General features: G+C 33.5%; 12 protein-coding genes. 9 read left to right on the forward strand and 3 right to left on the reverse strand.

Going from position 1 to position 12,343, the window contains the following annotated elements:
- Nucleotides 1-9: 9 nt before the first annotated feature.
- The 9 genes from surE to Q5I67_RS03670 all read left to right on the forward strand — a co-directional run bounded on the left by surE (nucleotide 10) and on the right by Q5I67_RS03670 (nucleotide 8,826).
- Entirely contained in the window at nucleotides 10-780 is a 771-nt protein-coding gene (gene surE / locus Q5I67_RS03630) for a 5'/3'-nucleotidase SurE (RefSeq protein WP_302486384.1), read from the forward strand.
- Nucleotides 764-2,008 (forward strand): adenosylhomocysteinase, encoded by a 1,245-nt coding sequence (locus tag Q5I67_RS03635; RefSeq protein ID WP_302486385.1) that lies wholly within the window; start codon nucleotides 764-766, stop codon nucleotides 2,006-2,008. The genes surE and Q5I67_RS03635 overlap by 17 nt, the downstream gene beginning before the upstream one ends.
- Before the next feature lie 141 nt (nucleotides 2,009-2,149).
- A complete protein-coding gene (locus tag Q5I67_RS03640) occupies nucleotides 2,150-3,427 on the forward strand; it encodes an amidohydrolase (RefSeq protein ID WP_302486386.1) in 1,278 nt (425 codons plus the stop codon).
- Between the two features lie 245 nt (nucleotides 3,428-3,672).
- Nucleotides 3,673-3,894, forward strand: coding sequence for a helix-turn-helix domain-containing protein (locus Q5I67_RS03645; RefSeq protein WP_302486387.1), 222 nt, complete (start codon nucleotides 3,673-3,675; stop codon nucleotides 3,892-3,894).
- 315 nt (nucleotides 3,895-4,209) lie between these two features.
- A complete protein-coding gene (locus Q5I67_RS03650) occupies nucleotides 4,210-5,523 on the forward strand; it encodes a circularly permuted type 2 ATP-grasp protein (protein WP_302486388.1) in 1,314 nt (437 codons plus the stop codon).
- The gene (locus tag Q5I67_RS03655; protein ID WP_296897242.1) at nucleotides 5,505-6,167 is read left to right on the forward strand and encodes an alpha-E domain-containing protein; all 663 of its coding nucleotides are present in this window, start codon (nucleotides 5,505-5,507) and stop codon (nucleotides 6,165-6,167) included. Before Q5I67_RS03650 ends, Q5I67_RS03655 begins: the two co-directional genes overlap by 19 nt.
- A 4-nt stretch (nucleotides 6,168-6,171) precedes the next feature.
- The gene (locus Q5I67_RS03660; RefSeq protein WP_302486389.1) at nucleotides 6,172-6,960 is read left to right on the forward strand and encodes a transglutaminase family protein; all 789 of its coding nucleotides are present in this window, start codon (nucleotides 6,172-6,174) and stop codon (nucleotides 6,958-6,960) included.
- A 4-nt stretch (nucleotides 6,961-6,964) separates the two neighbouring features.
- A complete protein-coding gene (locus Q5I67_RS03665; protein WP_302486390.1) occupies nucleotides 6,965-7,897 on the forward strand; it encodes a M14 family metallopeptidase in 933 nt (310 codons plus the stop codon).
- Complete coding sequence (locus tag Q5I67_RS03670; RefSeq protein ID WP_302486391.1) at nucleotides 7,894-8,826, forward strand: M14 family metallopeptidase; 933 nt, start codon at nucleotides 7,894-7,896, stop codon at nucleotides 8,824-8,826. Before Q5I67_RS03665 ends, Q5I67_RS03670 begins: the two co-directional genes overlap by 4 nt.
- A 161-nt stretch (nucleotides 8,827-8,987) precedes the next feature.
- Here Q5I67_RS03670 and sdhB read toward each other — a convergent pair whose 3' ends face one another.
- The 3 genes from sdhB to Q5I67_RS03685 are packed head-to-tail and all read right to left on the reverse strand — an operon-like array spanning nucleotide 8,988 to nucleotide 12,191.
- Nucleotides 8,988-9,743 (reverse strand): succinate dehydrogenase iron-sulfur subunit, encoded by a 756-nt coding sequence (sdhB, locus tag Q5I67_RS03675; protein ID WP_296897250.1) that lies wholly within the window; start codon nucleotides 9,741-9,743, stop codon nucleotides 8,988-8,990.
- On the reverse strand, nucleotides 9,743-11,542 hold the full coding sequence (gene sdhA, locus Q5I67_RS03680) for a succinate dehydrogenase flavoprotein subunit (RefSeq protein ID WP_296922461.1): 1,800 nt from the start codon (nucleotides 11,540-11,542) through the stop codon (nucleotides 9,743-9,745). Before sdhA ends, sdhB begins: the two co-directional genes overlap by 1 nt.
- 31 nt (nucleotides 11,543-11,573) lie before the next feature.
- Nucleotides 11,574-12,191, reverse strand: coding sequence for a succinate dehydrogenase (locus Q5I67_RS03685; RefSeq protein ID WP_296898690.1), 618 nt, complete (start codon nucleotides 12,189-12,191; stop codon nucleotides 11,574-11,576).
- Nucleotides 12,192-12,343: the final 152 nt, after the last annotated feature.

Raw genomic sequence — 12,343 nt, forward strand, 5'->3', positions numbered from 1 at the left:
GAGGTTTTTATGAAGATTTTATTAGTTAACGATGATGGCATAAAAGCCGAAGGATTAAAAGCTATAGCTAAAGAATTATCTTTAAAACATGAAGTTTTTATTGTAGCACCGATGACAGAGCAAAGCGGGATGTCGCAGGCTCTGACTATGGGTGTGCCTTTGCGTGTGCAGTCTGTAGATATGAATATGGAAAATGTAATAGCTTATGCTGTTGATGGAACACCAGCAGATTGTACTAAATTAGCTTTAGAATTTTTATTAAAAGAAAAACCAGACTTGATAATTTCTGGTATAAATAATGGAGCTAATTTGGGAACAGATGTGCTTTATTCAGGAACCGTAGGAGCGGCTTTAGAAGGATATAATCATAAAATATCTTCTATGGCCGTTTCTGTATCTAGTAAATCAAATATATCTTTTTTGACAATTGCTAAAGTGATGGCAGATAGGATTAATTATTTTTATAATACTGATAAATTATTTATGTATAATATAAACTTTCCTAAAGACTTGAAAGATAATAAAATAAAATTTGTATTTACTAAACATGGGCGTCGCATTTATGAAAATGAATTTGATGCTGTAATATTGGAAGATGGTTCTATAGCATATAAGATGCAAGGACGAGCTAAAGATATCGGTAATGATGAATTTACGGATATTGAAGTTGTAAAAAAAGGCTATATATCAGTTACACCTTTGCAGATAGAGCGTACTGATTTTAGTAAATTAGAAAACTTAAATAATTTAGGAGGAATTCTTAATGAAATCAATAATTAAAGATATTAAACTTGCACCATCAGGTCATGATAAAATTGCATGGGTAAAAAACTTTATGCCAGTACTTCGTCATATCGATGAAGAATATAGCAAAACAAAACCATTTGCAGGTAAACGCATGGTTATGACAATGCATCTTGAAGCCAAAACAGCTTATTTGGCATTAGTATTAAAAAATGCTGGTGCAGAAGTAATTGCAACAGGTAGTAATCCTCTTTCTACACAAGATGATGTAGTGGCAGCTTTGGTTGAAGATGGTATCACTGTATTTGCAAAATATGATTGCACTCCAGAAGAATATGATGCATATATCGATATGGCTCTTGCTACAAAACCAGATATGATCATGGATGATGGCGGTGATTTAGTATATCGTATTCATAATCAGCACCCAGAACTCATTCCTAATATCATCGGTGGTAGTGAAGAAACAACAACAGGTGTTATTCGCGATAAAGCTCTTGCAAACGAAGGAAAATTAAAATTCCCAATGCTTGCAGCAAATGACGCTTATTGCAAATATTTGTTTGATAATCGCTATGGTACTGGTCAATCTACTTGGGATGGTATTATGCGTACTACAAATCTTGTTGTTGCTGGTAAAACAGTAGTTATTGCAGGTTATGGCTGGTGCGGTAAAGGCGGTGCTATGCGTGCTAAAGGTCTTGGTGCTAATGTAGTAATCACTGAAGTAGATCCAATCAAAGCTATTGAAGCTGTATTTGATGGTTTCCGTGTAATGCCAATGAAGGAAGCTGCTAAAATTGGCGATATTTTCCTCACTTTAACAGGTGATGTAAATGTTATCGATGGTGAAGATTTCGCTGTGATGAAAGATGGTGCAGTATTAGCAAATTCTGGTCATTTTGATGTAGAAATCAATAAAAATGATTTACTCGCTTCTTCTGTATCTCATCGTGTTGTACGCAAAAACATTGAAGAATATGTACAAAAAGATGGACGTAAATTATATCTTTTAGCTGAAGGTAGACTTGTAAATCTCGCAGCAGGTGATGGACATCCAGCTGAAATCATGGACTTATCCTTTGCTGTACAGTTCTTCTCCGCACTTCACGTTGTAAATCATCATGAAGAACTTGAAAATAAAGTTTATGTTATGCCAGAAGAAATCAATACAGAAATCGCGAAAATTAAGTTGAAAGCTTTAGGTGTTTCTATTGATGAACTCACTAAAGAACAATATGATTATTTAAATAAAGCTAACTAAGAATAAATTAAAAGCTATATTATTTTAGTGCAATATAATGCTATTTATATTGCACTATATATTTTTTTTATTGAAAAAATTTTTTTGAATATTATTTAATATCTATTAGATAAGATATTAATTATTTTGTGAGGAACGATAATGAATATTTTAATTAAAAATGCAAATGTAATTTTGCCAGAAGGTATTGTTAAACAGGCAGATATCGCTATAAAAGATAATGTGATAGTATCTATCGGTGAAGTATCAGAAGGTTTTGTCGCTGATAAAACCATTGATGGTAAAGATAAATTAGCAACAGCTGGTTTTGTAAATGCTCATACGCATGTATCTATGACTTTATTACGCAGTTATGCTGATGATATGCAGCTTATGGATTGGCTAGAAAATAAAATATGGCCAATTGAAGCTAAAATGAAAAAAGAAGATATCTATTGGGGTGCTATGCTTGGTATCGCTGAAATGATAAAAGGTGGTACAACTACTTTTGCTGATATGTACGGTGATATGGAACAAGTAGCACAGGCTTGTATCGATACAGATATCCGAGCTGTACTTTCTCGTGGCATGATTGGTGTTGCTCCAAATGGAATGCAAGCTCTTGAAGAAAATAAAGAATTATTCCGTGATTTTAATAATGCTAATAATGGTAAAATCACAGTAATGTTTGGACCGCATGCACCATATACTTGTCCACCAGATTTTTTACGCAAAGTTGTAGCTGCTAGTGAAGAATATGATGCAGAAATTCATATTCATTTAGCTGAAACAAAAGGTGAAGTGGAAAATTGTTTAAAAGATTATGGTAAAACACCAATTGCTTTAATGGAAGAAGTGGGTATTTTAGACCGTGGAGTCTTAGCGGCTCATTGTGTTCATTTAACGGATGAAGATATTGCTATTATGAAAAAACATAATGTACGTGTGGCTCATAATCCAGGAAGTAATATGAAACTCGCAAGCGGTATTGCTCCAGTTCCTCAATTATTAAAAGCTGGTGTTTGCGTAGGTTTAGGTACAGATGGAGCTTCTAGCAATAATAATTTAGATATGTTAGAAGAAATCAATTTAGCAACTTTACTTCACAAAGTAAATACTTTAGATCCACTTGCCATACCAGCTTTTGAAGGAATAAAAATGGGAACTGAATATGGTGCAAAAGCTGTAGGTCTAAATAATGTAGGTTTAATTAAAGAAGGCTATAAAGCAGATATAGTTTTATTTGATATGTCTTCTTTGCAATGTTATCCACGTCATGATTTAATATCTTTATTGGCATATAGTATGAATAGTTCAATGGTAGATACAGTATTGATAGATGGTAAAGTTGTATTAGAAAATAAAACATTTACTACTATTGATGAAGAAAAAATCAAATATGAAGCTAATCGTTGTGCTATGAATTTAACTATGAGATGATACGATTTTAGTATTTGTAATTATTTATTAATATAAATTTAAATAAATATAAAAAAATTATTGATAAATAACCATAGTTTAATAGATTGTGCTATACTAGACATTATAGATAGAAAATAAATCTATAAATAATTTTATTAATTAGATAATGAGATGCATGCTTTTAATTACAAACAAAGCTGATTTTTATTTGCAATTGGGATTATCCACCCCATTATCCGATAAATGAAAGGAAGCTTTGCTTTATGACAATTAAATATAATATTTGCGAAAAAAGACATGAAAAAAAGATGACGCAAAAACAATTAGCTATGAGAGCTGGAATTAGTACAGCTATGGTTAGTTTTATTGAAAATAATAAGCGTCAACCTACTTTTTTTGTAGTAGCCTCGATTGCGAAGGCTTTGAATGTGAAATTTGATGAATTAGTTGTAATAAAAGATAATTATCATTATTTTAGACAGTAAATTAAAATTAATAATTTAATTATAAATAATATTTTAGTGAATAGCGTAAGATTAGATAAAAAAAGATGTTGGGGTAGGAAAATTTTCTCCTACCCCAACATCTTTTTTTATGATAATATCGACAAATGTTATATATACAAATATACAGTATTTATTAATTTATTTTCTAAAAAATCTTTTATCAGTGGAAAAAAACATGAAATTATCGAAAAATATTGACGTGTATAGCAAAAAGTATTATAATTATAAACGACAAAGACGTCCTGTTTATTTGAACAGGACGTCTTTTATTTTATAAAGTAAGAAGGTTTTTTTATGGTAGAACTTATACGCTATACCCAAAAAGTTAACAGTTTATTAAAACGATATGGTGTAAAATTTGGCATTTATAAAAACCATGAGTTTCATGAACAGTTATTTCCATTTGATTGTCTGCCACGCATAATCACTAAAGAAGAATTTGAATATCTGAGCATGGGATTGATTCAACGCGTTGATGCTTTGAATGCATTTTTAAGTGATATATATGGCGAAAAAAATATTATAAAAGACAATATCATTCCACCAGAATTTATTTATTCTTCTAGTGGTTATTCAGTAGAATGCGAAGGAATTGTACCACCTAAAAATATTCATTCGCATATTTCTGGTATTGATTTAGTACAAGCTAAAGATGGATCATGGTATGTATTAGAAGATAATCTACGTGTACCAAGTGGTGCATCTTATCCGATGATTGCTCGTTCTATATGTCGTCGTGCTAGTCCTATGACTTATGTACACAATGAAGTAGCAGAAAATCGCAATTATGCTGCTATGCTCAAAGATGTTATGGATTATGTAAATACTGGTGGTATAAATGCTGTATTTACACCAGGTAGAATGAATGCAGCTTATTTTGAACATGCTTATTTAGCAGAAAAAACAGGTGCTGTACTCGTCAGCACGGACGATGTCATCGTCAAAGACGATTATTTATATTTTAAAAATTATACTGGTTCGTTAACGAAAATCGGTGCACTTTATCGCCGTATTTCTGATGATTATTTAGATCCAATGACTTTCCGTGAAGATTCTTTAATCGGCATACCACATCTCATGGAAATCTATAAAAAAGGTAATGTAGCTATCATCAATGCACCTGGAAATGGAGTAGCTGATGACAAAGGTATTTATTATTTTGTACCTAAAATGATTGAATATTATTTAAATGAAGAACCTATTTTGAATAATGCTCCTACTTATTTGCCATACTATGAAGATGACCTCAAATATGTTTTAAATAATTTCGACAAACTTGTAATCAAAGATGTTGCCGAAGCTGGAGGATATGGCGTATTTTTTGCAAATACACTTTCAGCTCAAGAAAAAATAGACTTTATTGAAAAACTTAAACAGGAACCTCGTCGTTTTATTGCTCAAGAAGTCATTGATTTTAAAGGTTTGGAAATTTTAGATGGTGACCAATTAATTGAACGTAAAGCGGATTTGCGTGCTTTTGTTTTAAGCGGTGAAACCACTAGAGTATGGAAAAGTGGTTTAACACGTTTTTCTCGCAATCCAAATAGTTTTATTGTAAATTCATCACAAGGTGGAGGTTTTAAAGATACATGGATATTATCGCGTTAAATAAAGTTGATAATTTAATATGGCTAGGCCGTTATAGTGAACGTGTTTATAGCACTATTAAAGAATTTTTTATCGGTTATGATAAAATGATAGAACATCCCGATTTTTATATTAATTATTGTAATGATTTTGGGATACCTAATATTTATACTAGTCCTAGTGATTTTGTAAAACGATATATAAAAGATATAAATGATCCGAATTCTATCATTTCTAATTTATATCGTGCTTATGATAATTGTGTGATTTTACGCAATGAAATTGGAACGCAAACGATGTCTTATTTAGAACTTGCTGTGAATGATTTGAGTTCTCTAGAGGATTTTGACTCATTTATAATTGATTTACAAAATATATTAGATCATCTACTTGCATTTTGGGCTTCACTTGATGATGAAATAGAAAATTATGAAATCCGCAATATTATAAAACTTGGTCGACGACTCGAACGACTAGATATATATCTTTACTTACATAAAGATGTAAAAGAATTAATAAAAGCCTATGATATGTTAGAACATCGTTTAAATCATTCATATATTCCATACAATAAAGAAGCTTTTATTGAGTTACAATCCATGATAAAAAATCAAGATAATTTGGATTACAATAAAGCAATCTCACTTACAGAAAGTTTGATTTGATATTATGAAAAATATGTATATGGATTATCATTTGAAAATTTCTTTTGATAATAAAATAAATCATCATTTTTTTTCATTAAGATGTTTGCCCAAAACTGAACCACGTCAAATTATAAATGATGTACGCATTAGTTTAGATGCAGATTATTTTTCATTTAGCAAAGATAGTTTTGGTAATCGATTTTGGTATGGTTATAAAGAAGAAGAATCGACCAAGCTCGATTTACATGTAACAGCAAAAGCTTCTGTAAATTGGCAGAAATACGATTTTGATAACCATTTAAATGATGTATTTTGTTTACCTACAGCACAAACAATTATAGGTAAAAATCTATTACCTTTTTATGAAAGCTGTCTTATAAAAACAGAGAATATCTCCAATGATTATGATAAAAGTCTATGTATCATGCAATTAATATACGACGCGATGACTTATACTCCTGAGATAACGAATATAAAAACGACAGCAGACGAGGCTTTTTCTTTAAAAAAAGGTGTATGTCAAGATTATGCTCAGATTATGTTAGCTATTACACGTAAGTTGAAGATACCGTCTAGGTATGTAGCTGGTGTAATGTTAAATGAAAAATTCACTCATGCTTGGGTAGAAATTTTCGCTAATAATCGCTGGTATGGACTTGATCCTACAAATAATCTTCTTGTAAATGACGATTATATTGTTTTTTCTCGTGGTCGTGATTATAAAGATTGTCTAGTAAATAAAGGAATTTTTTTCAGTCCTGTAGCTGTCAAACAATCTCAAAATATCATCTTAAAAGTTGAGGAGGTATGATTTTATGGAAGTCACGATAAGTAGTATTCCATTACCGATAGATGAACATTATATGATAAAAAAGCAACGTCTTATAGGTGAAAATCAAGATATGTCGACTCGTCTTTGCATCGTCAGTGGCATACATGGTGATGAACTTGAGGGACAATATGTTTGTTATCGCTTACAAGAAAAATTAAAAGAATTAAAAGGTAAATGGAATGGTATTGTAGATATTTATCCTTGTTTAAACCCGCTAGGAGTCGATTCTATCACTCGTAAAGTTCCTATGTTTGATTTAGATATGAACCGTATTTTTCCTGGTGATGCGGAAGGCTCTATGGTTGAATATGTATCTAGTTGTATCATTGATGATATACAGGGGGCTGATTTAGTCATAGATATTCATGCCAGTAATATTTATCTACGAGAAATTCCTCAAATACGTATTAATGAACAGCAAAAAGAAAAATTATTGCCAATGGCAAAATGGCTGAATATGGATTATATATGGATTCATGCTGCTTCTACCGTATTAGAAAGTACGTTTGCTTATTCATTAAACGAACGAAATACACCTACACTTGTTGTAGAAATGGGAGTGGGTATGCGTCTAACACCTTCTTATGGCGATAGACTTTGCGATGGTATTTTAAATGCTATGATGCACCTTGGCATGATGAAAGTACAAAAGTTAGCTATAAAAAAACCAATCATAAGCACTGATGGTCAAGTACATTTTCTCAATGCAACTTGTTCTGGTTTGTTTGTACCCGTTGTTAATCATGAAAATCTTGTACGTAAGGGCGATTTAATTGGCCATATTGTAAGTCCATTAGATGGCATTGTGAAAAGTGAAATAATATCTCCATGTGATGGATTATTATTTACTTTACGCGAATACCCAATTGTCAATGAAGGCAATTTACTCGGTCGTTTATTGGAGTGTACATTATGAAGAAAAAATTAATTTATGAATTAAAATCTCTATATAGAGATAGCTTACGCGTTTATGCTTATGCATTTGGTGAAGGTGAAGATAGTGTCTGCATAGTAGGAGCATTGAGAGGTAATGAAGTTCAGCAGATGTATATTTGTTCCTTACTCATTGAACGATTAAAGACATATGAAGAAAATAACTACATCACTAAGGGAAAAAAGATAGTGGTCATTCCCTGTGTTAATACTTATTCCATGAATCAAGCAAAAAGATTTTGGCCACAAGATGATACTGATATTAATCGCATGTTTCCAGGCTATTATGCAGGCGAAACGACTCAACGCATTGCTGAAAGTATTTTTGATGCAGTAAAAAATTTCCCTTACGGCATTCAATTCACTAGTTTTTATATTCCAGGACAATTTTCTACACACATTCGCATGATGAAAACAGGCCTAGAAGATATTGAAAATAGCAAATTATTCGGTTTACCATATGTCATAGTCAGGGCACCTCGTCCATATGATACGACTACACTCAATTATAATTGGCAAATATGGAATTGCAAAGCTTATTCTCTATATACAAAAGCTTGTGATTTTATTGATAAACCTAGTGCTAAAGAAGCTTGTCGCAGTGTATTGCGTTTCCTTAATGAAAAAGAAATAACAACACTTCCGATACCAGGCGGTTTCCATAGTGAAGTAATTGAAGAAGACCGTATGCTTTCTATAAAATCGAAAACAGCAGGATTTATGGAACGATTAGTCAAAGTAAATGATGAAGTTCATAAAGGAGAAGTATTTGCTAAAATTTATGATCCATATGAACATACCGTTATTGAAGAATTAACTGCACCATGTAATGGGATAGTATTTTTCGTTCATGCTAAAGATATTGTCTATGCTCATACATCTGTAGTTAAGTTAAAAATAAATAATGTATAAAAATTTTTAAAATAAATGTTGAAGTAAAAGTAGATGCTTTTATTTCAACATTTATTTTTGGGAAATATAGTTTTTATTCAATATTTAATGAAAAGCCAAAAATCCCCCAAAGTTTTATTACTTTGGGGGATTTTTGATCTAAATATAAATAAATATATCTATTATTTATCGAAAATATTTTTAAGAGCTTGTTTATTTACATCACGGTTTAACTGAGCAAGGTAAGTAGTTAATTTGATGTGTTTTGGACAAGCTTCTACGCAGTTTTGGCTGTTACCGCAACTAGTGATACCGCCTTTTTCCATAAGAGCATTAAGACGTTTTTCTTTATCAAATTTACCATATGGATGTAAATTGAAGAGATAAGCTTGAACTGTTGGAGCAGGTCCGATGAAGTCAGACTGAGGACCAACGTTAGGGCAAGCTTCTAAGCAACAACCGCAAGTCATGCAGTGAGAAATTTCATATGCTGTAGCAGCTGTATATGGGTTTTGAATAGGAGCTTCACGATTTTCCCAGCTACCATCAACATTAATCCAACCTTGGATACGTTTAAGGCTTTCAAACATAACACTACGGTCGATTAAGAGGTCACGGATTACAGGGAAAGTACGAGCTGGAGCAATGCGAATTGGTTGAGGAAGTTTATCAATAAGAGATGCACAAGCTTGACGTGCACGACCATTGATAACCATCATGCAAGCACCACATACTTTTTCTAAGCAGTTACATTCCCAAACTACAGGAGTAGTTTTTTTGCCATCTTTAGTTACAGGGTTTTTCTGGATTTCCATTAAAGCTGCAACAACGTTAAGAGATGGACGATATGGGATTTCAAATTCTTCAGTGTATGGTTTGCTAGTAGGGCTATCTTGACGTTCAATAATGAGATGAACAGTTTTTTTAGTGTCTGCCATTATTTTTTGCCTCCTTTAGTGATATCATAACGACGTGGACGAGGTTTTACTAAGGAGTGATCAAAATCAATATATGTGATTTGTGGTTCACAAGTTTCAGGATCTATTCTAACAAGAGTTGTCTTTAAGAAATGTTCGTCATCACGGTTAGGGAATTCTTGTTTATAGTGAGCACCACGGCTTTCATCACGCATACGAGCTGCTTTACAGATTGCTAAAGCGTAGATGATCATGTTACGAAGCTGACGTACGAACATAGCTTCTTGGTTAGCCCAACGACCTTTATCTGTAAGACCGATGTGATCCCATTTTTTCAATACTTTTTTAATTTCTTCATAGCAATAATCAAGGTCTTTATTGATACGTTCTACGAAGCAATAACGAAGCATTAAATCAGATAATTCTTTATGAAGTTTATGAGCGTTTACGTCACCGTCCATGCTCATAATTTTTTCGAATTCATCAACAGTTTTTTGTTTTGCTGCAGCAAGCTGTGCATCAGTAAGAGCATCACCATTGTCTTCAGCAAGAGTTTTACCTTCAATTGTCCATTCAGAATCGCCGTTAGCCCAACGAATTGCTTCTGGACCAGAAATTGTACCAGAATGAGCAGCAGAAAGAAGGGAGTTTGCACCAAGACGGTTAGCACCATGGTATTGATAGTCACATTCGCCGGAAGCAAATAAACCAGGGATATTTGTTCTATGTTTGCGATCTACCCAAATACCACCCATGGAATAGTGAATGGAAGGGAAAATCTGCATAGGAACTTTACGAGGATCATCACCAACGAATTCTTCATAAATTTCCATGATACCAGCGAGTTTACGGTTTAAGTAATCTGCATCAATATGGGAAAGATCGAGGTATACACGATTTTCGCCATTGATACCAAGACCCATGTGTACGCAAACTTGATAAATTTCACGAGCTGCGATATCACGAGGAACAAGGTTACCATAAGCTGGATATTTTTCTTCGAGGAAGTACCAAGGTTTGCCATCTTTGTAAGTCCAAACACGACCACCTTCACCACGAGCTGCTTCAGACATAAGACGGTTTTTATCTTCGCCTGGAATAGCTGTTGGGTGAATCTGAATGAATTCAACGTTACCGAGGTAAGCACCTTCTTGATATACGTCAGAAACAGCAGAACCGTTACAGATTGTGGAAGCTGTGCATTTACCATAAATAACACCAGGACCACCAGTTGCGAGGATTACTGCATCAGCTGGGAATGCTTCAATTTCCATAGAGTTCATATTTTGAGCAGTGATACCACGGCAAACGCCTTGGTTATTTCTGATGATATGAACGAATTCCCAGAATTCATATTTTTTAACTTTGCCTTTTACTTCAAGTTTACGAACTTGTTCATCAAGAGCATATAAGAGCTGTTGACCAGTAGTAGCACCAGCGAAGCAAGTACGTTTGTGTTTTGCACCACCGAAATTACGAAGGTCAAGGTTACCTTCTGCAGTACGAGTGAATGGAACACCCATGCGGTCGAACATTTTGATAAGTTTTGGAGCGTTTTCGCACATACCTTTAACTGCTAATTGGTCAGCAAGGAAGTCGCCACCATAAATTGTATCATCGATATGATCCCAAATTGTATCATGTTCACCTTTGGAATCCATACAAGCATTAATACCACCCTGTGCACAGAGGGAGTGGGAACGTTTTACTGGGCAATAAGAGAATAAGTCTACAATACCGCCAGATTCACAAATTTTAATCGTAGCCATAAGGCCGGATAAACCGCCGCCGACAACGATGATTTTTTTTGTAGATTTCACGTGAGTCTCTCCTTATATCGAAATTTATAGATTAAAACCAATACATGCTCATGAAAGCAATTGTTAAGAGGGATAATACTACAAAAATTGCCATGAATACACGGGAGAAGAAAGTCTGAATACGAGGACCTTTAGCAATACCCCATGTCATAGTGAATGTAGTAAGACCATTGAAGAAGTGGAAAATAGATGCAATCATAGCGATTGTATAAGCACCCCATACAAGCGGATTTTGGAAATATGCTTGTAATAATTCGTAGGAAATAGGAGTGCCGCCACCTTTTACCATAATGCGGAGATAAACAACATGCCAGATTAAGAAAAGGAAAATAATAACAGCAGTTATTCTCTGGAAATAGAAATTCCAGTTACGAGCATAACCATAGCTTTTTACATTGTTTTTAGCTTGCATTAAGATATACAAACCATAAAGACCATGGAAAAGGAATGGAACTAAAATGAAGCAAATTTCCATAGGAAGCATAATTTCATGTGGAATAGCTGCAAGACGCTCAACTGCTGCATTAAATGGAGCTGGCCCACCTAATACCATAGAGTTTGTGAGAATATGTTCTAGTAAGAATAAACCTACAGGAACAATACCGCAGAGAGAATGTAGTCTGCGAATATAAAATGTTGTGTGAATCATCCTTGAACCTCCTGTACTTTTTAATTTTCATAGGGGAAAATTTACACACCTTATGACATGCTCAAAAAAGCTTCCATTTTTAATTATATGTAATATAAATGGCTATCCCCGTGTGCCTCACGGTTTGCAAAATAAACTGAGCTCCTCCTAAG

The sequence above is a fragment of the uncultured Megamonas sp. genome (assembly GCF_958438645.1).
Classification (GTDB): Bacteria; Bacillota; Negativicutes; order Selenomonadales; family Selenomonadaceae; genus Megamonas.